Source organism: Burkholderia sp. AU4i, from assembly GCF_000466765.1.
Classification (GTDB): Bacteria; Pseudomonadota; Gammaproteobacteria; order Burkholderiales; family Burkholderiaceae; genus Burkholderia; species Burkholderia cepacia.
On the sequence record NZ_ASSI01000052.1, the window covers coordinates 14079 to 35776 of the forward strand.

At 68.4% G+C, this 21698-nt stretch carries 19 protein-coding genes; 13 read left to right on the forward strand and 6 right to left on the reverse strand.

Annotated features, from left to right (window positions below; translation table 11 throughout):
- Positions 1-76 precede the first annotated feature (76 nt).
- Positions 77-2347, reverse strand: a complete 2271-nt coding sequence (locus tag L810_RS11740; RefSeq protein WP_021158579.1) for an NADP-dependent malic enzyme — start codon at positions 2345-2347, stop codon at positions 77-79.
- A gap of 458 nt (positions 2348-2805) precedes the next feature.
- Here L810_RS11740 and L810_RS11745 point away from each other — a divergent pair, with 458 nt between their 5' ends.
- The 7 genes from L810_RS11745 to L810_RS11775 all read left to right on the forward strand — a co-directional run bounded on the left by L810_RS11745 (position 2806) and on the right by L810_RS11775 (position 10359).
- Entirely contained in the window at positions 2806-3492 is a 687-nt protein-coding gene (locus L810_RS11745; RefSeq protein WP_011546659.1) for an orotate phosphoribosyltransferase, read from the forward strand.
- Between the two features lie 240 nt (positions 3493-3732).
- Entirely contained in the window at positions 3733-4353 is a 621-nt protein-coding gene (locus L810_RS11750) for a YbhB/YbcL family Raf kinase inhibitor-like protein (protein ID WP_021158580.1), read from the forward strand.
- 222 nt (positions 4354-4575) lie between these two features.
- Positions 4576-5148, forward strand: a complete 573-nt coding sequence (locus L810_RS11755; protein WP_021158582.1) for a flavodoxin family protein — start codon at positions 4576-4578, stop codon at positions 5146-5148.
- A 153-nt stretch (positions 5149-5301) separates the two neighbouring features.
- Positions 5302-6252: an N-acetyl-gamma-glutamyl-phosphate reductase gene (gene argC / locus L810_RS11760; RefSeq protein ID WP_021158583.1), complete on the forward strand. Its 951-nt coding sequence runs from the start codon at positions 5302-5304 to the stop codon at positions 6250-6252.
- Positions 6253-6689: 437 nt separating this feature from the next.
- Complete coding sequence (locus L810_RS11765; protein WP_042974142.1) at positions 6690-8117, forward strand: DUF2957 domain-containing protein; 1428 nt, start codon at positions 6690-6692, stop codon at positions 8115-8117.
- Positions 8118-8256: 139 nt separating this feature from the next.
- Positions 8257-9507, forward strand: coding sequence for a DUF2957 domain-containing protein (locus tag L810_RS11770; RefSeq protein WP_021158587.1), 1251 nt, complete (start codon positions 8257-8259; stop codon positions 9505-9507).
- 18 nt (positions 9508-9525) lie between these two features.
- Positions 9526-10359, forward strand: coding sequence for an OmpW/AlkL family protein (locus L810_RS11775; protein WP_042974143.1), 834 nt, complete (start codon positions 9526-9528; stop codon positions 10357-10359).
- 184 nt (positions 10360-10543) lie between these two features.
- Here L810_RS11775 and L810_RS11780 read toward each other — a convergent pair whose 3' ends face one another.
- Positions 10544-11473, reverse strand: coding sequence for a LysR family transcriptional regulator (locus L810_RS11780; RefSeq protein ID WP_021158589.1), 930 nt, complete (start codon positions 11471-11473; stop codon positions 10544-10546).
- Between the two features lie 97 nt (positions 11474-11570).
- On the opposite strand from L810_RS11780, the gene L810_RS11785 reads away from it, so the two are divergent.
- Complete coding sequence (locus L810_RS11785) at positions 11571-12866, forward strand: MFS transporter (RefSeq protein ID WP_021158590.1); 1296 nt, start codon at positions 11571-11573, stop codon at positions 12864-12866.
- A 76-nt stretch (positions 12867-12942) separates the two neighbouring features.
- Here the strand turns inward: L810_RS11785 and L810_RS11790 are convergent, their stop codons facing one another.
- Together L810_RS11790 and L810_RS11795 are read right to left on the reverse strand one after the other, a co-directional pair.
- Complete coding sequence (locus L810_RS11790; protein ID WP_021158591.1) at positions 12943-13584, reverse strand: LysE family translocator; 642 nt, start codon at positions 13582-13584, stop codon at positions 12943-12945.
- A 74-nt stretch (positions 13585-13658) separates the two neighbouring features.
- A complete protein-coding gene (locus L810_RS11795) occupies positions 13659-14735 on the reverse strand; it encodes an NAD(P)-dependent oxidoreductase (RefSeq protein ID WP_306415664.1) in 1077 nt (358 codons plus the stop codon).
- On the opposite strand from L810_RS11795, the gene L810_RS11800 reads away from it, so the two are divergent.
- The gene (locus L810_RS11800) at positions 14625-15395 is read left to right on the forward strand and encodes a Mut7-C RNAse domain-containing protein (protein ID WP_021158593.1); all 771 of its coding nucleotides are present in this window, start codon (positions 14625-14627) and stop codon (positions 15393-15395) included. The genes L810_RS11795 and L810_RS11800 overlap by 111 nt on opposite strands.
- 80 nt (positions 15396-15475) lie before the next feature.
- On the opposite strand, the gene L810_RS11805 is transcribed toward L810_RS11800, so the two are convergent.
- The gene (locus L810_RS11805; protein ID WP_021158594.1) at positions 15476-15709 is read right to left on the reverse strand and encodes a hypothetical protein; all 234 of its coding nucleotides are present in this window, start codon (positions 15707-15709) and stop codon (positions 15476-15478) included.
- 371 nt (positions 15710-16080) lie between these two features.
- On the opposite strand from L810_RS11805, the gene L810_RS11810 reads away from it, so the two are divergent.
- The 4 genes from L810_RS11810 to L810_RS11825 are packed head-to-tail and all read left to right on the forward strand — an operon-like array spanning position 16081 to position 20343.
- The gene (locus L810_RS11810) at positions 16081-17286 is read left to right on the forward strand and encodes an efflux RND transporter periplasmic adaptor subunit (RefSeq protein WP_042974144.1); all 1206 of its coding nucleotides are present in this window, start codon (positions 16081-16083) and stop codon (positions 17284-17286) included.
- Between the two features lie 7 nt (positions 17287-17293).
- The gene (locus L810_RS11815) at positions 17294-17992 is read left to right on the forward strand and encodes an ABC transporter ATP-binding protein (RefSeq protein WP_027788609.1); all 699 of its coding nucleotides are present in this window, start codon (positions 17294-17296) and stop codon (positions 17990-17992) included.
- A 21-nt stretch (positions 17993-18013) separates the two neighbouring features.
- A complete protein-coding gene (locus L810_RS11820) occupies positions 18014-19168 on the forward strand; it encodes an ABC transporter permease (RefSeq protein WP_021158596.1) in 1155 nt (384 codons plus the stop codon).
- An 8-nt stretch (positions 19169-19176) separates the two neighbouring features.
- Complete coding sequence (locus L810_RS11825) at positions 19177-20343, forward strand: ABC transporter permease (RefSeq protein WP_021158597.1); 1167 nt, start codon at positions 19177-19179, stop codon at positions 20341-20343.
- Between the two features lie 19 nt (positions 20344-20362).
- Here L810_RS11825 and L810_RS11830 read toward each other — a convergent pair whose 3' ends face one another.
- Positions 20363-21694: a carotenoid oxygenase family protein gene (locus L810_RS11830; RefSeq protein WP_021158598.1), complete on the reverse strand. Its 1332-nt coding sequence runs from the start codon at positions 21692-21694 to the stop codon at positions 20363-20365.
- Positions 21695-21698: the final 4 nt, after the last annotated feature.

Sequence of the window (21698 nt, forward strand, 5' to 3'; positions counted from 1 at the left end):
AAAACGCCACGGAACGCAGGTTCCGTGGCGTTTTTCCTTGCGCCGCGCCTGAAGCGCGGCACACGCGGGCGTGGACTTACTTCGTGTTCACGTTCGCGGCGGCAACGGCCGTCATGTTGATGATCCGGCGCACGGTCGCGGCCGGCGTCAGGATGTGGACCGGCTTCGCCGCGCCGAGCAGGAACGGACCGACCGTCACGCCTTCGCCGCCGACCATCTTCAGCAGGTTGTACGCGATGTTCGCCGCTTCGACGTTCGGCATGATCAGCAGGTTCGCTTCACCCGACAGCGTCGTGCCCGGGAACGCCTGCTTGCGGATCAGTTCCGACAGCGCCGCGTCGCCGTGCATTTCGCCGTCGACTTCGAGGTTCGGTGCACGTTCGACGATCAGCTTGCGGGCCTCGGCCATCCGGCGCGACGACGCCGACGGCGCGCTGCCGAAGTTCGAGTTCGACAGCAGCGCGGCCTTCGGCGCGATGCCGAAGCGCTCGATCTCGGCCGCGGCCTGGATCGTCATGTCGGCGAGCTGTTCGGCGCTCGGCAGCTCGTTCACGTACGTGTCGCACACGAACAGGTTGCGGCCCGGCAGCATCAGCAGGTTCATCGCGGCGAAATGCTCGGCGCCCTTCGCGCGGCCCAGCACCTGCTCGATGAACTTCAGGTGGCTATGGAACGTGTCGATCATCCCGCAGATCATCCCGTCCGCATCGCCCAGGTGCACGAGCATCGCGCCGATCAGCGTGTTGAACTTGCGCATCGCGGCCTTCGCGACTTCCGGCGTCACGCCGTCGCGCGCGCCGATCTCCTGATACGCCTGCCAGTAGCGGTGGTAGCGCGCATCGTCTTCCGGATCGACGATTTCGAAATCGGTGCCGGCCTTGAGCTTCGAGCCGATCTTCTGCAGGCGCATGTCGACGACCGACGGACGGCCGACGATGATCGGCTTCGCGATCTTTTCCTGCAGCACGAACTGCGCGGCGCGCAGCACGCGCTCGTCTTCACCTTCGGCAAACACGATGCGCGCCTGCTTCTGCTTCGCGGCCGCGAACACCGGGCGCATCACCATGCCGGTGCGGTAGACGGTCGCGCCGAGCTGCTCGCGGTAGGCGTCCATGTCCTGGATCGGACGCGTGGCGACGCCCGAATCCATCGCGGCTTGCGCAACGGCCGGCGCGATCTTGATGATCAGGCGCGGATCGAACGGCTTCGGAATCAGGTAGTCCGGCCCGAATTCGAGCGAGTGGCCTTCATACGCCTTCGCGACTTCCTCGCTCTGGTCGGTTTCTTCCGCCAGTTCGGCGATCGCGCGCACGCACGCGAGCTTCATTTCTTCCGTGATCGTCGTCGCGCCGACGTCGAGCGCGCCGCGGAAGATGAACGGGAAGCACAGCACGTTGTTGACCTGGTTCGGGTAGTCCGAACGGCCGGTCGCGACGATCGCGTCCGGGCGCACGGCCTTCGCGTCTTCCGGGCGGATTTCCGGTTCCGGGTTCGCGAGCGCCAGGATCAGCGGCTTGTCGCCCATCGTCTTGACCATGTCCTGCTTCAGCACGCCCGCGCTCGAGCAGCCGAGGAACACGTCCGCGCCGACGATCGCGTCGGCGAGCGTGCGTGCGTCGGTGGTCGCCGCATAGCGCTGCTTCGACGGATCGAGATTGCCGCGCCCTTCGTAGATCACGCCCTTCGAATCGGCGACGAGGATGTTCGACTTCGTCAGGCCGAGGTTGACCAGCAGGTCCAGGCACGCGATCGCCGCGGCGCCCGCGCCCGAGCACACGAGCTTCACTTCGGCGAGCTGCTTGCCGACGACCTTCAGGCCGTTCAGGATCGCGGCCGACGCGATGATCGCGGTGCCGTGCTGATCGTCGTGGAAGACGGGGATCTTCATGCGCTCGCGCAGCTTCTGCTCGATGTAGAAGCATTCCGGCGCCTTGATGTCCTCGAGGTTGATGCCGCCGAGCGTCGGCTCGAGCATCGCGATCGCCTCGACGAGCTTGTCGGGGTCGGATTCCGACAGTTCGATGTCGAACACGTCGATGCCCGCGAATTTCTTGAAGAGGCAGCCCTTGCCTTCCATCACCGGCTTCGCGGCGAGCGGGCCGATGTTGCCGAGGCCCAGCACGGCCGTACCGTTCGTGATGACGCCGACGAGGTTGCCGCGCGACGTGTACTTCTGCGCGTCGAGCGGATCGGCGTGGATCGCCTCGCACGCGGCGGCGACGCCCGGCGAATACGCGAGCGACAGGTCGAGCTGGTTCGACAGCGGCTTGGTCGGGGTGACCGAAATCTTGCCGGGTTTCGGGTTCTGGTGATAGGCGAGTGCGGCCTGCTTCAGTTGTTCGTCCATGATTGACCTGCGAGAGACATGCGAAATATTGACGGTTCAGTCCACAGCACCTTGGGCCGCGTCTGCTTGAATCGAGGGGATGGTCGACTGCGAGACGGCACGCAGCGCGCCGGATCGGCACGCCATCGAACCTTGGCGGATGGCAAGAGGAAAGTACAAAGTACTGAACGATTTCTAAGGGTCGCCTAGTGTACACCCCCTAAATGACCTCCGTTGGTGCAGCGCCGCATCCTCCGCATCAGCGCAAGCGGTCCCGCCCCGTTTGTTTCGCCGGTGGCGAGCCGAGCGGTGAACCCGCGCGAATTCCGCCGAAAACCGGCCTGAATCGGGTAAAATAGCGGGCTACGCGCGCAGCGATGCGATTGGCCCTCCGATCGCGCCCCGGCCCCCAGGGCAGGTTCCCCTTGCTGCGCCACCGGGCCCGCGCCCGCTCTTCGCTCATCACCCAAGGAATGCCCATGACAGGCTACGATCGTCAGTCGATCTCGGATACGACCGCCAAAATCCTGCTCGAAGTGCAGGCAGTACACTTCAACGCAGAAAAACCGTTCATCTTCACGTCCGGCTGGGCAAGCCCCGTCTATATCGACTGCCGCAAGCTGATTTCGTATCCGCGCGTGCGCCGCGCGCTGATGGAAATGGCTGAAACGACGATCACGCGCGACATCGGCTTCGAGCAGATCGACGCGGTGGCGGGCGGCGAGACGGCCGGCATCCCGTTCGCGGCCTGGATCGCGGACCGGATGATGGTGCCGATGCAGTACGTGCGCAAGAAACCGAAGGGTTTCGGCCGCAACGCGCAGATCGAAGGCCATCTGGAAGAAGGCTCGCGCGTGCTGCTCGTGGAAGACCTGACGACCGACAGCCGCAGCAAGATCAACTTCGTCAATGCGCTGCGCACCGCGGGCGCGACGGTGAACCACTGCTTCGTGCTGTTCCACTACGACATCTTCAAGGAAAGCGTGTCGGTGCTGAAGGACATCGACGTCGACCTGCACGCGCTCGCCACGTGGTGGGACGTGCTGCGCGTCGCGAAGGCTTCGGGCTACTTCGAGACGAAGACGCTCGACGAAGTCGAGAAATTCCTGCACGCACCGGCCGAGTGGTCGGCGGCGCACGGCGGCGCGACGGCCCCGAAGGAATGACGCCGCGCCGGCCCGCAGGCCGGCGTCCTGGCTGAACAAGCCGCCCGCTTCATCGCGGGCGGTTTTTTTTCGTCCGCCGATTCGCGCAGCAAACGATCGCGGCGATGGGTCGCGGTGTGCATCGCTCATCGAACCCTAATGCTAGACTTGACCCATCGTCGCCATCAGCTGCGCGGGCAACGCACAACGCCAACAACGCCGGAAGCATCGGTCCGGCCCACGTGACGGGAGAAGCGCCATATGCGTGTGGATCGCCGGATCACTCCGCCTGCGCCATCGGGTGGCCCGTCGCCGTTCCTTGCCGCCCTCCTCGCTCTCTTCGCCCACCTCGCCCTCTTTTATGCCGCCGCGCTCACCGCCGTGCCCGCGCATGCAGAAGGCGCGTTCACCGTGACGAGCGACGACCTGACGCCGGGCGGGCGCGTCCGTGCCGCGAACGTGTTCGACCGCGGCGACTGCAAGGGCGGCAACCACTCGCCGCAGCTCGCGTGGCACAACCCGCCGCCCGGCACGCGCGGCTACGCGGTCACGATCTTCGATCCCGACGCGCCGGGGCACGGCTGGTGGCACTGGGCCGTGGCGGGCATTCCCGCGACGGTCACGAGCCTGCCCGCCGACGCGAGCGCATCCGGCTTCCTGCGGCGCATCGGTGCAAGCGAAGCGCGCAACGACTTCGGAATCGACGGTTACGGCGGCCCGTGCCCGCCGCCCGGCAAGCCGCACCGCTACGTGATCACCGTCTACGCGCTGAAGGGCGACGACCTGCGCGTCGCGCAGGGGCGCCCCGCGCCGATGTTCGAGCACGAGATCGGCACGCTGGCGATCGGCACCGCGCAACTCACGGTCAACTACGGGCAATAACGGGTGACGGGCACCCGGCGACGGGCATCGCCCCCTGCCGCCGCAAACTGGCGTACTCCGGGCGTATTCCGCGCCCGCGTGTTTTCCCGTCATTTCGGCTTGCTAGACTCGTCGTCACCGGTCGCGGCGCCACGCCGCGCATCCGTCGCGTCGCCGGCCGGCGGCGCGTGACGCGGCGTGCCGCTGCGGCCGCCGCTCCCGTTCCTTTCCGGAGAACGCCTCATGTCGAACATCGTCATCGTCTATCACAGCGGCTACGGTCACACGCAGAAACTGGCCGAGGCCGTTCACGCGGGCGCGCAGGACGCCGGTGCGACCGTGCGCCTGCTCGCGGTCGGCGACGTCGACGACGCGGGCTGGGCCGCGCTCGACGCGGCCGACGCGATCGTCTTCGGGGCACCAACCTACATGGGCGGCCCGTCGGCGCAGTTCAAGCAATTCGCCGATGCAACGTCGAAAGCGTGGTTCACGCAGAAATGGAAGGACAAGATCGCCGCGGGCTTCACGAACTCCGCGACCATGAACGGCGACAAGTTCTCGACGATTCAATACTTCGTCACGCTGTCGATGCAGCATGGGATGGTGTGGGTCGGCACGAGCCTGATGCCGGCCAACTCGAAGGCGGCCACGCGCAACGACATCAACTACCTGGGCGGCTCGACGGGCCTGCTCGCGCAGTCGCCGGCCGATGCGACGCCCGACGAAGGCCCGCTGCCGGGCGACCTCGAAACCGGGAAGGCATTCGGCCGGCGGGTTGCGGAAGCGACGGCCCGCTGGGTTGCCGGCCGCGGCTGAGCACGCGCCGGCGAGCGCGCCGATGAACGTCAAAGGGACACAAGACGGCCCGCCGGCCGTCTTTTTTTCGACCCGCGCGATGCAGGCCCGCCGGATGACGTCTTAAAATGGCGGATTCAGGGCGCGGGCCCCGTTTCATTCAGTGAGAGCGAAATGAGCACCAAAGTTTTTGTCGACGGCCAGGAAGGCACGACCGGCCTCAAGATCTTCGAATACCTGTCGGCACGCAGCGACATCGAGATCCTGCGCATCGATGAAGCGAAGCGCAAGGACGTCGAAGAGCGCCGCCGCCTGATCAACGCGTCGGACGTCACGTTCCTGTGCCTGCCGGATGTCGCGTCGCGCGAATCGGCGTCGCTCGTCGAGAACCCGAACACGACGCTGATCGACGCGAGCACCGCATTCCGCACCAGCGCCGACTGGGCCTACGGCCTGCCGGAACTGACCCGCGCGCAGCGCGAGAAGATTCGCACGTCGAAGCGCATCGCGGTGCCGGGCTGCCATGCATCGGCCTTCGTGCTCGCGATGCGTCCGCTCGTCGATGCGGGCATCGTCGCACCGACGTTCGCCGCGCACAGCTACTCGATCACCGGCTACAGCGGCGGCGGCAAGTCGATGATCGCCGACTACGAAAGCGCGGCGCCGGGCGGCAAGCTCGCGAGCCCGCGCCCGTACGCGCTCGGCCTCACGCACAAGCACCTGCCGGAAATGGCCGCGCACACGGGCCTCGCGAACCCGCCGATCTTCACGCCGATCGTCGGCCCGTTCCTGAAGGGCCTCGCGGTGACGACCTACTTCACGCCCGGGCAGCTCGCGAAACGCGCGACGCCGCAGGACGTGCAGCGCGTGTTCGCCGAGTACTACGCGGACGAAGCCTTCGTGCGCGTCGCGCCGTTCGATGCGGACGCGAACCTCGACGGCGGCTTCTTCGACGTGCAGGCGAACAACGACACGAACCGTGTCGACCTGTTCGTGTTCGGCAACGAAGAGCGCTTCGTCACGGTCGCGCGCCTCGACAACCTCGGCAAGGGCGCATCGGGCGCCGCGATCCAGTGCATGAACCTGAACATCGGCGCGGCCGAGGATGCGGGTCTCAAACGCTGATTCAACATCGCATGCAATGCAAAGCCGGCCACTGGCCGGCTTTTTATTTACCGGTATCACGCAATATATAAAAAAATTACCGATCGCGCATTTACAAATATTTACAAGCTTTCGATTGCGCGATTACCAGTGAATTAATTCCGCCCCCTCTTTATCCAGTCAATCCCGAATAGGGATAAACCGGATACCGGCTGCTTTAAACGCTGCCGTTATACGCAGGAAGGCTCCTCGCCGGCCTGTCCGGCGTCGCACATTCCCCACTCCGGCAGCTTCAGGCAGCCTGTCGCACGTTTTAATTCTTACTGAATACCGTGTCGGACAAGGATTCAAAACACGATGCCCGTTTCAATCGCCTTTTTTAGACGGGTTCATCAATTGACAGCAAAAATCCAGGCAGCGACATTAGCTCGCACAATTAAACGATTGGAGACAGCGGCATGTCGCACGCCTTATCGAAGGGGGTGGCAACGGCCTTTGCCATTGCCCCTTTCCTGGTTGCCTGTGGTGGGGGGGACGGCGGCGCACCCGCGCCGATCAATGCGCCCCAATGTTCCGGATCGAGCTGCGGCACGCAAGGGCCGCCGCCTTCGCAGCCCGTCAACGGCGCGCTGTGCCCGGCCAACGCGGACATCGTGAAGAGCACGTACCTCGGCGGCGCCGGTAGCGGCGAGATCGTCAGCGTCAACATCGACGCCGTGGCGATGACCTACACGCTCAAGTGGCTCGAATCGCCGATTCCGCTCGCGACCGGCACGGTGACGCCGAGCCGCGCCGGCACGACGATCACCGGTGCGGTCATGCACCCGCCGACCGGCACGCTGCCGACCGCCGAGCAGACGCGCTGCGCGTTCATCCTGACGCCGGGCACGGGCAAGGCGCCGAGCGGCGCCACGTACTCGACGGCCGCCGACTTCAACCAGGCGAACCCGCCGATGCTGCTGGTCGGCATGGGCGTCGCGGGCGGCGGCATTCCCGGCGCGACGATCCAGTACGACGGGCTGACGATCGCCATCGGGCCGATCGTGGTGGCCAAGGACGTCGGCAAGGTGCCGAACCGTCACTTCGACTTCTATCCGTTCCTCGGCTTCGCGAACACGACGACCGACCTGTCGAAGCTGCCTGGCACGTACAACGCGCTGATCTACCACCTGGTGCCGTCGGGCGACTACGCGACGAAAGGCACGAACTCGAGCGAGACGTTCGATGCGAACGGCGCGTGCACGTCGAGCGGCTCGGGCGGCTGCCAGACGACCGGCGACCCGTGGAAGACGAGCGCGAACGGCGGCTACTTCGACAGCACGAAGGCGCCGCAGACGCTGCCGCAGACGCAATTGCCGATCGTCGGCGCGACCGGCAAGTCGGCCACCGCGCATATGGTCATCGGCCAGCTCAACGGCGCGACGGTGCCGGTGATCGTACGCACGGGCAACGTGAACCTCGGCACGCCGCCGCTGCATACCGACGCGCAGGTCGACGACGAATCGGGCATCGCGGTGCTCGGCGCGGCAACGGCGATCCAGTCGGGCGCGATCGACGGCGGCTACGCGGGCGCGGACTCGAACTTCAAGTACACGGCGGCCCTGATCCGCGGCAGCAACGCGTCGTTCATCAACCCGAGCACGCAGGTCGAGGAAGACGGCTTCACGCTCGACTACGGTCAGGCGACGCCGGGCCTGCTGAACGCGACGACGACGCCGCCGAGCGGCGCGTCCTACCCGTCCGCATCGGGCGTGGTGATCGCAACGGGCGGGCTGTACGCGGCGCTGATCCAGGGCACGGTGAACGGCGGCGTCACGTCGACGTCGGCGAACTCGACGACTTCGTCGACACCGTACTTCGGCGTGGGCGCGCAGATCAGCAAGTAGCGGACGAGGACGCGACGGCGGGCTGGCCGCCTTCGCGTGACGCACGAGCGCGCGGCACGGCGCAGGCAGGACGAGCACAAGCAACAGAAGCGGCCGACAGGGAGCTGGCCGCCGCACAAGACAAATCTGGAGGAGCAACATGAAGCGCAACCTCATTCTGGCGGCGGCCCTTGCCGCCCCCCTTCTTTCTGCCTGCGGCGGCAGCGGCAGCGGCGGCGACAATCCGCCCCCGCTCGTCGAAGACCGGCTCTGCCCTGCGTCGCTCGACTACACCACCGTGTTTACGGGCGGCGCGGGCAGCGGCGAGCTCGCCAAGGTCCAGCTCGACACGACCAAGATGACCTGGCAGGTCACCTATGTCGAATCGCCGGTTCCGCAAACGACCGGCACCGTCGTGCCGACCCGCGCGGGCACCGTCGACAGCGGCACGCTCACGCAGGAAACGCTGCTGCCGACCAACAAGCTGAACCAGTGCGCATTCCGCCTGAACGGCGCGAGCCTCGATCCGTCGCGCCCGGCGCGCATCTTCGTCGGCATGGGCGTCGCGGGCGGCACGATTCCCGGCAAGGAGATCCAGTTCAACGGCGTGCTCGGCCAGGCCGCGGTGCCCGACACGAAATTCCCGTACTACCCGTTCATCGGCTTCTCGTCGATCGAAACCGACATCACGAAGGTGGCGGGCACGTACAGTCACACGGGCTTCGGTGAAGTGCCGTCGCAGAACTTCGCGCCGGCATCGATCGACGCGAAGGTGACGATCAACGCCGACGGCACCTGGACCAAGTGCGACTCGACCGGCCAGTTCGCCGGCGGCGCGTGCACGCAGCGAGGCACGAACTTCGTGCAGTCGGCGGACGGCAGCGGCGCGTTCCAGTCGAACAACTATGCGAGCCAGCTGAAACCGACGCTGTCGACGACGCCGCAGGGCAAGGCCTTCATGATCGTCGGCAAGCTGCGCAACCAGCTCGTGCCGATCCTCGTGCGCACCGGGGTGGCGAACCCGAACCCGACGCCCGACAGCAACGGGGTGCCGGGCCTCACCGCCGACGACGAATCGAGCATCTCGATCCTCGCGCCGCAGACGACGGTCGCGGTCGGCTCGCAGAACGGCGAGTACATCGGCGTGGACAGCCAGTTCGACTACCGCACCACGGCGCTGGCGAACAACCAGGCGACGCTGCTCGATCCGTTCAACGCGTCGCAGGCCTCGCTCGCGACCGCGCTCGATCTCGACTACACGCAGAAGGTGCCGGGCACGGTCACGACGATCCACACGGGTGCCAGCAGCACGACGCCGACCGGCAAGTTCATCTTCACGGGTGGCGTGTTCGGGTTCCTCGACAACGCAGGATCGACGCCGTATTTCACGATCGGCGCGTTCGTCCAGTAAGCGGAGGGGAATGCCGTGATGAAGAGAACCTTACGCTGCGCGGCGGCCGGCGCCGCCGTGCTGGCGCCGCTCGCGGCGCACGCGCAGAGCGCCGGCAGCAACGTCGTCACGCTGGGCTGGTTCCACGTGATGCCGCAGCAGAGCAGCACGCCGATGACGACCAACGTCGCACCGACACCGATCAACACGCCGCTGCGGCTGCCGCCGTCGTTCACGTCGCCGGGCACCGGGCTGCACACGAGCGGCGCCGACACCGTCGGCCTGACGGTCAGCCACTTCCTGACCGACCACATCGCGGTCACGTCGGTGGCCGGCGTGCCGCCGGTGTTCAAGGTGTCGGGCCAGGGCACGATCAAGCCGCCCGGCCCGGCCGGCGCGCTCGGCACGCAGAACATCGGGCTCGCGTCGGTCAACCCGATCGTGAAGAGCGTGCGGCAGTGGAGCCCGGCCGTGCTGCTGCAGTACTACTTCGGGCAGGCCACCGCGAAGTTCCGGCCGTTCCTCGGCCTCGGCGTGTCGTACAACTGGTTCAGCGACCTTCAGCTCAACACGAACTTCATCAAGCAGACCCAGGACAACCTCGGCGCGATTCTCGCGGCGGGCGCGGGCAAGCCGGGTACGACATCGGTGGAGGCGAAGGCGTCGTCGTCATGGCAGCCGGTGTTCAACGCCGGCCTGCAGTACAACATGACCGAGCATTTCGGGCTGATCGCGTCGGTGACGTACATCCCGCTGAAGACGACGTCGACGGTGACGATCAAGGCGGCCGACGGCACGGTGCTCTCGGAATCGAAATCGGACCTGAAGGCCGACCCGATCATCAGCTACGTCGGGATGACGTACAAGTTCTGAGCGCCGCGACGGACGACGCATGGCATGCCGCGGCAAAATCGCAGGCAAAAAAAAGCCCGCCTAAGAGGCGGGCTGAATCCATATCAGAGGAGACATGGAGGAGACAGGTGCAATTCTAGCGAATCGGTTTCCGCAATGCAACATTTCCGTAGAGAAAATACGGACTTTCCCTCGAATGCCGACTCTAGATCGCCTTCACTGCATCTGATCCCACCCTGTTTTCCCGGTCGAGCACTTCGCCGAGCGCATCGCGCAGCAGCGCGACGGGCCGCACCAGCCGGCCCGGCAGCGCGCCGTGCACGATCCACACGTTGATCCGCGTCTCCAGTCCCGCCGTTTCCACCACCCTCAGCGCGTCGCGGTGCGCGCTGCGCGCCAGCGCGTTCGGCGCGGCGATGCCGATGCCCGCGCCGCGCGCGACGAGCGACAGCTGCAACTCCGAGCCGAATGCCTCGACCGCGACGTCGAACGGCAGCCCGGCCGCGCCGAGCGTGCGGCTCAGCGCCGAACGCATCCCGCAGCCGTCCTGGCTCAGCACCCACGGAAAACGCGACAGCGTGTCGATCGACAACGGGCCGTCGGGCAGCGGAAAGTCGCGCGCGGCGACGAGCACCGTCGGCTGGGTGCCGAGCAGCGTCGACGTGAACGTATCGGGCAGTACCGAACTCGCCGGCACCATCACGGCCGCGACGTCGAGCGTGCCGCGCTCGACGCCCTGCATCAGCGCCGGCGACCAGCCGGCCGTCACGCGCAGCGTGAGGCGCCCGAACGCGTCGCGCAGCCGGTCGATCGGCTGCTCGAGCGCCAGCTCGGACAGGAACGGCGGCACGCCGATGCGCAGCTCGCCGGACGGCTCGCTGTCCGGCGCGCCCGCCGCCATCAGCTCGTCGACCGCGCCCAGCACGTTGCGCGCGAGCGCGTAGACGTCGCGCCCGGCGGCAGTCGGCTTCAGCGGCTTGCTTTGCCGTTCGAGCAGCGGCATGCCGAGCAGCGTTTCGAGATTCTGCACGCGCCGCGTCAGGCCCGGCTGCGTCAGGTGGAGCTTCGCGGCCGCAGCGACCATCGACCCGCTGTCGACCACCGCGACGAACGCCTGGAGATCACGCGTATTCAAAACAAACTCGCATAATCATATTAGAGATATTTCAATTGTCGCATAAACATCGGACACCTACGATGGGGACTCCTTCGACCCACTCGCCAGGCTTCCGATGAACTGCCCCGCCAACCGTTGCCCCGCCGCCGTCCGCACGCCCGAAAGCGCGCCCGCCGGCACGCCGCCCGCGTTGAGCGCGGGCATGACGCTGTTCTTCGCCGCGACGGTTGGCGTGATCGTGATGGATCTGTTCGCCGCGCAACCGCTGACGGGCCCGATCAGTGCCGATCTGCATCTGCCGCCCGGCCTTGCCGGCCTCGTCGCGATGCTGCCGCAGCTCGGCTACGCGGCCGGGCTCGTGCTGCTCGTGCCGCTCGTCGACCTGCTCGAGAACCGCCGCCTGATCGTCGCGACGCTGGCCGCATGCGCGGCTGCACTCGCGCTGCCCGCGTTCACGCGGTCGGGCACCGTGTTCCTGCTCGCCACCCTCGTGGCCGGTGCCGCGTCGAGCGTGATCCAGATGCTCGTGCCGATGGCCGCGGCGATGGCGCCCGAGGCGCAGCGCGGCCGCGCGGTCGGCAACGTGATGAGCGGGCTGATGCTCGGCATCCTGCTGTCGCGGCCGCTCGCGAGCCTGATCGCGGGCTCGGCCGGCTGGCGCGGCTTCTATCTGCTGGCCGCGCTTGCGAACGCTGCCATCGCCGTCGTGCTGGCCCTGCGCCTGCCGTCGCGCACGCCGTCGATCACGGCCGGCTATCGCGCGCTGCTCGCGTCGATGGGGCGCCTGCTGGCCGACGAGCCGGTGCTGCGCCGGCATGCGCTGTCGGCCGCGCTCGCGATGGCCGCGTTCAGCGCATTCTGGACCGCGGTCGGGCTGCGGCTCGCGCAGCCTCCGTTCGGCCTCGACCTGCACGGGATCGCGCTGTTCGCGTTCGCCGGCGCGAGCGGCGCGATCGTCACACCGCTCGCGGGCCGTGTCGGCGACCGCGGCCTGGGGCCGGCCGCGCAGCGGATCGCGCACGGCGCGATGCTCGTGGCGCTCGCCCTGCTCGGGATCGCGGGTGCCGGCTGGTTCGGCTTCGACGCGCACGCGCATCGCGGCCTCGCGCTCGCGCTGCTGGCCGGCGGCGCGGCGCTGCTCGACGCGGGCGTGATCGTCGACCAGACGATCGGCCGGCGCGCGATCAACCTGCTGAACCCGGCCGCACGCGGCCGCCTGAACGGGCTGTTCGTCGGGCTGTTCTTCATCGGCGGCGCGCTCGGCGCGGCGCTCGCCGGCAGTGCGTGGGCGTGGGGCGGGTGGAGCGCGGTGTGCGGCGTCGGGTTCGCGTTCGCCGGCGCGGCCGCCGTCTTCGGGCTCTCGGCCGGACGCGACGCCGGCGCAGCGGCGTTGACTCGCCCGCGCGCGTGAGGCGAGCCCCAAAAAGCGGAACGCCCCGCCCTCTGGCGAGGGACGGGGCGTTCGGCGCACCGGCGTCGGATCGAAATCAGTGACGGACCAGCGCCATCATCGCACCGAAGCCGACGAACAGCCCGCCCGTCAGCCGGTTGAAGATCTTCGCCACGCTCTGGCTCTTCAGCGTCGCGCCGATGCGCGTGCCGAACGACGCGTAGACGAGATACCAGCTCACCTCGATCACCGCGAACGTGACGACGAGAATGCCGAATTGCGGCAGCGTCGGCTCGGCCGCATTGATGAACTGCGGCAGCAGCGCGGCCGCGAACAGGATCGCCTTCGGGTTGCTGCCCGCGACCAGGAAACCGTTGCGGAACAGCACCCCGCGCGATGCCGGCGTGGCCTGGCGCGACACGGTTTCGACGTCGGCGGCAGGCTGCTCGTCGTCCACGCGTGCGCGCCACGCCTTCACGCCGAGGTAGATCAGGTAGGCCGCGCCCGCGAAGCGCAACGTGTTGAACATCGCCGGCCAAGCCTCGAGCACGGCCCCGAGGCCGGCCGCCGACACCGACAACATCAGCACCAGCGCGGAGAGGCAGCCTGCCATCGTCCATGCCGAACGCCGCAGCCCGTGGCGCGCGCCGTGCGTCATCACCAGCAGCATGTTCGGGCCCGGAATCGCCGACACGACGAACACCGTCGCCACGAAAAGCCACCACGTATGCAAGTTCATGACCGCCTCTGCCTCGATGCAAGGAAAACGAAACGTCGATTATGCCGGTGCGCCCGACTTCTGTCGCGGGCGGATCAGCGGCCCGCGCGGCGCAGCGCGACTTCGCCGAGCACCGCGAAATCCTGTTCGCCGCCGCCGTGCGCAAGCGCGTCGAGCAGGTTGTCGCGCACGACGCTCGCCACCGGCAGCGGCACCGACACGGCGTCGCCGGCTTCCAGCGCCAGGCGAACGTCCTTCAGCCCGAGGCGCGCCTTGAAGCGCGCAGGCTCGTAGCGCCGCTCGGCGATCATCGAGCCGTAACCCTCGTAGACGGGCCCCGGAAACACGCTGCCGGTGATCACGTCGAGGAAGTCGCGCATCGCGACGCCGTGCGCGCCCAGCAGCGCGGACGCCTCGCCGAGCGTCTCGATCGCCGACGCGAGCGTGAAGTTCGCGGCGATCTTCGCGACGTTCGCGTGCTGCGGCAGCGAACCGAACCGCCAGGTCTTCTGGCCGATCGCGTCGAACAGCGGCTGCACGCGGTCGATCGCCTCGGCCGGGCCGCCCGCCATGATCGTCAGGCGCGCGGCGGCCGCGACATCGGGGCGCCCCATCACCGGCGCGGCGACGTAATGGATGCCGCGCGACGCATGCGCGTGCGCGAGCGATTCGGCCAGCGCGACCGACACCGTCGCCATGTTGACGTGGATCAGGCCGCGCGGCGCCTGCGCGAGCAGCGTTTCGTCGAAGATCTCGCGCGCGGCGGTGTCGTCGGCCAGCATCGAGAACACCGCGTCGCCGCGAAACGCGTCGGCCGGCGTGTCGACGATCTGCGCGCCGACCGCGGCCAGCGGCTCGGCGCGCTCGCGCGACCGGTTCCAGACCCGCACCGTGTGTCCGGCCTTCAGCAGGTTCGTCGCGATTGCCTGCCCCATTTCGCCCAGCCCGATAAATCCGAGATCCATTTCCCGCTCCTTCGCTCCGTGAAGCGGGGAGTTAAACACAGATGCGGGGCGCCTGCAGGGCACGCGGCCGGCCATGCGCGGTGCCATACTGCGCGCATGGCGACCGCGACCTTCCGCTTCCACGACGAACTGAACGCCTTTCTCCCGCGCGCGCAGCGCGACCGCGCGTTCGGGCACGCCTGCGCGCGCGATGCGACGGTGAAGCATGCGATCGAGGCGCTCGGCGTCCCGCATACCGAAATCGGCCGGCTGTGCATCAACGACGTGCCGGCCGCGCTCGACCGGCCGCTCGACGACGGCGACCGGGTCGAAGCCTTTCCGGAGCGCGCGCAACCGGCAGCCCGCGGAGTCGCCGCGCCGCCACCGGCGCAATGGCGCTTCGTCGCCGACGCGCATCTCGGCGGCCTCGCGCAACTGCTGCGCCTCGCGGGCTTCGACACCTGCTACGACAACCACTACCGCGACGACGAACTGGCGGCGCTCGCCGCGCGCGAGGGCCGGATCGTGCTGACCCGCGACCGCGAGCTGCTCAAGCGGCGTGCGGTCGAGCGCGGCTGCTACCTGCACGCGCTGCAGCCGGCCGACCAGCTGCGCGAACTGTTCGAGCGGCTCGATCTCGCGCCGCACATGCGCCCGTTCCGGTTATGCCTGCGCTGCAATGCCCCGCTGCATCCGCTCGACGCGGCCGCCGCCGCGCCGCGCGTGCCGGCCGGCGTCCGGCAGCGGCACCGGCGCTTCGCCGCGTGCGACGTGTGCCGGCGCGTGTTCTGGGAAGGCTCGCACTGGCGGCGCATGCGCACGGTGGTCGACGCGATGTGCGCGCCGCCGCCCGTCCGGGTCGACGAACCGGGGGAATCGAGCCCCTGAAAAAAACAAAACCCCGCATGCCGGAGCATGCGGGGTTGGCCGACCGATGGCCGGCAACGCCGGCCGTGGCGGCGAGCCGCTCAGTTCTGCGCGCCTGCGTCGTTCGTGCCGGCGGCCGATGCGGCTGCAGCCTTCGCCTGGCCCTTCTTCGAGCCGTGGTGCTTCAGCTGGTGCTTCGGCTTGCTGTGATCCTTCTTGGCGGGTGCGGCAGCCGACGTGTCGCCAGCCGGTGCCGATGCTGCTTCCTGTGCGAATGCCGAAACCGATGCGAGCGCGAATGCTGCAGCGATGATCGAAGCGAGCGTCTTCTTCATTGTTCTTCCTTTAGCGGAGAAAAAATCAAACGTACCGGTAAGTAAAGATGCGAGGCATTCGCATCGGAGCCCCAGGCCGCGAGGCCGGCTTCCGCCGTTCCGTCGCGACAAAACCTGACGCACTGGTTCCATAACGCACCGCATTCGCGACGAGTTGACACGTTGCTTGCACCCTTCGGGTTTCCCCGGAGGCGTACCCGTATTTCCCTGTCCGTGACCGGTTCGGCCGCCGCAGCCGCGGCGCCGCAAACGCGCTCGCACGCCGCCGGGGCGACGCTTATACTGGCGTCCATCCGTCCCTTTCCCCGGAAACCGGATCGCGGCCGGCCCCGATACCGACACAGGGCCGCCGCCGTCTCGAGGCGCTCAAATTGCCCGATCACAATCTGGACAAACTGAAAATCGACCGGCGTCCGCTCGCATCGGCGCCCCGCCCGCGCCGGTGGCCCCGCTATGCGGCCGCCGCCGCGATCGTGGTCGTCGCGATCGCCGCCGGCCTCGCGCTGACCGGCCGGCCGGCCGTCGACACCACCACCGTCACGTCCGCCTACCCATACCAGAACGACACGCAGCTCAATGCGACCGGCTACGTCGTGCCGCAGCGCAAGGCCGCGGTCGCGTCGAAGGGCCAGGGGCGCGTCGAATGGCTCGGCGTGCTGGAAGGCACGCGCGTGAAGAAGGACGAAATCATCGCGCGGCTCGAAAGCCGCGACGTCGAGGCGTCGCTCTCGCAGGCGCTCGCCCAGGTGAAGGTCGCCCGCGCGAACCTCGGCGTGCAGCAGGCCGAACTGAAGGACGCCGAAATCGCGCTGCGCCGCAGCGCGGCGCTTGCGCCGAAGGGCGCCGTGCCGGCCGCGCAGCTCGACATCGATACGGCCCGCGTGAACAAGGCGCGCGCATCGCTCAGCAGCGGCGAGGCCGCGATCGCGTCCGCCGACGCCAACGCGCAGGCCGCGCAGGTCGCGGTCGACCAGACGGTGATCCGCGCGCCGTTCGACGGCATCGTGCTCGCGAAACACGCGAACGTCGGCGACAACATCACGCCGTTCTCGTCCGCGTCGGACAGCAAGGGCGCGGTCGTGACGATCGCCGACATGGACACGCTCGAGGTCGAGGCCGACGTCGCCGAATCGAACATCGCGAAGATCCGCGCCGAGCAACCGTGCGAGATCCAGCTCGATGCGCTGCCCGACATGCGCTTCGCGGGCCGCGTGTCGCGCATCGTGCCGACCGTCGACCGCTCGAAGGCCACCGTGCTCGTGAAGGTGCGCTTCGTCGACCGCGACGAGCGCGTGCTGCCCGACATGAGCGCGAAGATCGCATTCCTGTCGAAGCCGGTGTCGGCGCAGGACCGGCAGCCCGTGACGGCCGTGCAGGCGAGCGCGGTGGTCGAGCGCGACGGCCGGCCGGTCGTGTTCGTCGTGAAGGACGACGTCGTGCATGCAACGGCCGTGACCGCCGGCATGCGGATCGGCGAGCTCGTCGCGATCCGCGGCGTGAAGCCCGGCGACACGGTCGTGCTCGCGCCGGGCACGAAGCTCAAGGACGGCGCGAAAGTGACCGTCGCGAAGAAGTAACGCACGCGTGAACGACGCCCCGCCGCCCCTCGTCGAGCTCAGCCACGTCGCGAAGTCGTACCGGCGCGGCAACCAGATCGTGCCCGTGCTGACCGACATCACGCTCGACATCGGCGAAGGCGACTTCGTCGCGCTGATGGGGCCGTCCGGCTCCGGCAAGAGCACGCTGCTGAACCTCGTGGCCGGCATCGACCGGCCCGACAGCGGCGAGCTGCGCGTGGGCGGGCTCGACATCTCGCTGCTCGCGGAGGCGCAACTGGCCGAATGGCGCGCGGCGAACGTCGGCTTCATCTTCCAGTTCTACAACCTGATGCCGGTGCTCACCGCGTTCGAGAACGTCGAGCTGCCGCTGATGCTCACGCACCTGTCGCGCCGCGAGCGGCGCGAGCGCGTCGAGCTCGTGCTCGACATGGTGAACCTCGGCGACCGCACGAGCCACTACCCGTCCGAGCTGTCGGGCGGCCAGCAGCAGCGCGTCGCGATCGCGCGCGCGCTGATCACCGACCCCGTGCTGATCGTCGCCGACGAGCCGACCGGCGACCTCGACCGCGCGTCGGCCACCGACGTGCTCGCGATGCTGCAGCGGATGAACGCCGAGCTCGGCAAGACGATCATCATGGTGACCCACGACGCGCACGCGGCCGGCGCCGCGCGCTCCCTCGTGCACCTGGAAAAAGGGGAGCTGATCGATGGGCACGCCGGCTGACCGGCTGCGGGAGCGCGCGCGATGTACGTGCTGAAGCTGATCGCGCGCAACGCGCTGCGGCACCGGCTGCGCACGCTGCTGACCGTGCTCGGGCTCACCATCGCGGTGCTCGCGTTCGGGCTGCTGCATACGGTGGTCGACGCGTGGTACGCGGGCGCGGCCGCCGCGTCCAGCGGGCGGCTCGTCACGCGCAACGCGATCTCGCTCGTGTTTCCGCTGCCCGTGAGCTACGAGAACCGGATCCGCGGCGTCGAAGGCGTGACGGCCGTGGTGCGCTCCAACTGGTTCGGCGGCATCTACCGCGACCCGAAGAACTTCTTCGCGAGCTTCGCGGTATCGGACAACTACCTCGACCTGTACCCGGAATTCATCGTGCCCGGGCAGCAGCGCGCCGACTACAACCGCGACCGGCGCGGCTGCCTGGTCGGGCGCCAGCTCGCGGATCAGTTCGGCTTCAAGGTCGGCGACGTGATCCCGCTGAAGGGCACGATCTATCCGGGTACGTGGGACTTCGTCGTGCGCGGGATTCTCGACGGCCGCGACGATTCGACGATCACGCGCCAGCTGGTGTTTCACTGGGAATACCTGAACGAGACGGTGCGGCAGCGCACGCCGAAGCAGGCCGACCAGGTCGGCGTATTCGTGCTCGGCGTCGCGACCCCCGACGACGGCGCGGCGATCGCACGCAACGTCGACGCGGTGTTCAGGAACTCGCTCGCCGAGACGCTGACCGAAACCGAGCAGGCGTTCCAGCTCGGCTTCGTCGCGATGTCGAACCAGATCATCGCGGCGATCCGCCTGGTGTCGTACGTGGTGATCCTGATCATCATGGCCGTGATGGCCAACGCGATGGCGATGAGCGCGCGCGAACGCACGGCCGAATACGCGACGTTGAAGGCGCTCGGCTTCGGCCCCGGGTTTCTCGCGCTGATCGTGTTCGGCGAATCGGTCGTGATCGCGGTGGCCGGCGGCGGGCTCGGGATCCTCGCGACACCGCCCGCCGCGAGCCTGTTCAAGCAGGCGGCAGGCGGCATCTTCCCGGTGTTCAAGGTGTCGACCGGGACGGTCGCGCTGCAGGCCGCGTGCTCGGTCGCGGTCGGCTTCGCGGCCGCGATCGTGCCGGCGTGGCAGGCGGCGCGCGTGCGTGTGGTCGAAGGCCTGCGGGCGATCGGGTAACGACACGCATGGCCATCCCGCTCAACTACATCGCGCGCAACCTGTGGACCCGGCGGCTCACCACCGCGCTGACCGCCGGCGGGATGGCGCTCGTGATCTTCGTGTTCGCGACGGTGCAGATGCTCGACGCGGGGCTCACGAAGACGCTCGTCTCGACCGGCGAACCCGACAACGCGGTGGTGATCCGCAAGGGCGCCGAAACCGAGATCCAGAGCTCGATCGACCATCAGCAGGCCAACGCGCTCGAGATGCACCCGGCCGTCGCACCCGGCCCCGACGGCCGGCCGCTCGTGTCGAAGGAAGCGGTCGTGCTGATCTCGCTGGTGAAGACATCGACCGGCAAGCCGTCGAACGTCGTGATCCGCGGCGTGTCGCCGGCCGGCCTCGCGCTGCGCCCGCACGTGACGCTCGCCGCCGGCCGCATGTTCGCGCCCGGCTCGTCGGAAATCATCGTCGGCAGCGCGATCGCGAAAGGCTTCAGCGGCACGCAGCTCGGCGACAGCCTGCATTTCGCGCAGCGCGACTGGACCATCGTCGGCATCTTCGACGCGGGCGGCAGCGGCTTCGATTCGGAGATCTGGGGCGACGTCGACCAGCTGATGCAGTCGTTCCGGCGCACCAGCTATTCGTCGATGGTGCTGCGCATCCCGGGCGCCGACGGCTTCGCGCGCTTCAAGGCCGACATCGACGTCGACCCGCGGCTGACCGACGAGGCGAAACGCGAGCAGACCTTCTACGGCGACCAGTCGAAGGCGCTGTCGAAGTTCATCAACATCCTCGGCATCACGCTGTCGACGATCTTCTCGATCGCCGCGATGATCGGCGCGATGATCACGATGTACGCATCGGTCGCGAACCGCGTCGCCGAGATCGGCACGCTGCGCGCGCTCGGCTTCAAGCGCACGAACGTGCTCGCCGCGTTCCTGCTGGAAGCGCTGCTGCTCGGCTTCGTGGGCGGCGTCGCGGGGCTCGCGTGCGCGTCGCTGATGCAGTTCGCGTCGTTCTCGACGACCAACTTCCAGACCTTCGCGGACCTGTCGTTCCGCTTCGTGCTGACGCCCGCGATCGTCGTGAAGACGCTGCTGTTCTCGCTCGTGATGGGGCTCGTCGGCGGGTTTCTGCCGGCAATGCGCGCCGCGCGGCTGAAGATCGTCGACGCGCTGCGCGCGCAATGACGCGCGCCGCCGCGCACGTTCAACGCTCGCGCGGCACCCACGCGCCGTGGAACCCGGCCGGCACGCGGCGCGGCAGGTGCACGGTCGCGACCGGCCCCGCGTCGATCGCGCGCGCATCGAGGATCACGACGTCGCTGGTATCCGTCGCCGCGCGGTAGACCATCACCAGCAGCCAGCCGTCGTCCTCGTCGACGCCGCCCGGGCGCGGCACGAACACCGGCTCGCTGTTCTGGTCGCCGGCCGGCACCGCATAGCGCGTCGTCGTGCCGCTCGCGTGGTCGAAGCGCATCACGCCGCGCATTTCCGCATTGTTCGGCTGTTCCACCGCATACAGGTAGCGGTAGCGGCGCCCCGTGCGGCTTTCGTTGATGCGCGGCATCTCGATGCCGCCGTCGGCGAGCGGCCCTTCGTCGATCAGCCCGTTCGCCGTATCGATCACGTAGCGCCACAGCTCGCCGACCGGGTTGTCGGCGAAGCGGCCCGTGCGCGCGTCGAGCCGCAGGAACCACGGATAACGCACCGCATCGAGCACGATGCACGATGCGTCGCAGTCGTACGCGTTCACGACGTGCTGGATGAAGCACGGCTCGATGCCGAACCAGCGCACCGCGCCGCCGTGGCGCGGGATCACGCCGATGCGCGCGGGCCGGTCGTCGTGCCAGCGCAGCGGCATCCGGTGGCCCTGCTTCAGCAGCGAGAAGTCGTAGCCGACGTTCAGGTCGAGCAGCAGGCTGCGGGTTTCGGTGATCGCGAGGTCGTGCATCATCGACGGCGCGTTCAGGTCGATTTCGATCTCGACGCGCTGCACGCCCTGCGTGTCGGCCACGCCGTAGCGCAGCCACGGCGCACGCCAGTCCGCACGAAAGGAAATCAGCTCGCCCGTTACCGGATCAACCTTCGGATGCGCGGTCATCCCGCCGCCGAAGCCCGCGTGCCGAGCCGGCGCGCCGAGCGAATCGAGCGCGGCCGTGATCGCGAGCGGCGCGCCGCCCTCGGCCAGCGCAAGCAATTCGCCGGCATGCTGCAGCACGTTCACGTTCGGATTGGTGTCGGGAAGATGCGGCGCCTGCCCGGGTGCATGCACGGCGGCCCAGCGCTGCGTGCGCGCCCAGCGGTTGCGGTAGCCGGTCGCGCGGCCGCCTTCGAACGCGATCGCGTGCAGCATCGCGGCTTCCGGCCACCACGACAGCACGTCGTTCCCTTCGAAGCGGCCGCCCGGCGGATTCGGGCCGTTGCGCAGCAACGTGCCGTCGAGATCGTGCGGGACGGCACCGGTCACGCGCAGGTCGACGAGCTCGGCCTCGTCGGCCACCGGCGCGATCGCGCCGCGGTTCAGGTCGAATACGGTCATTGCG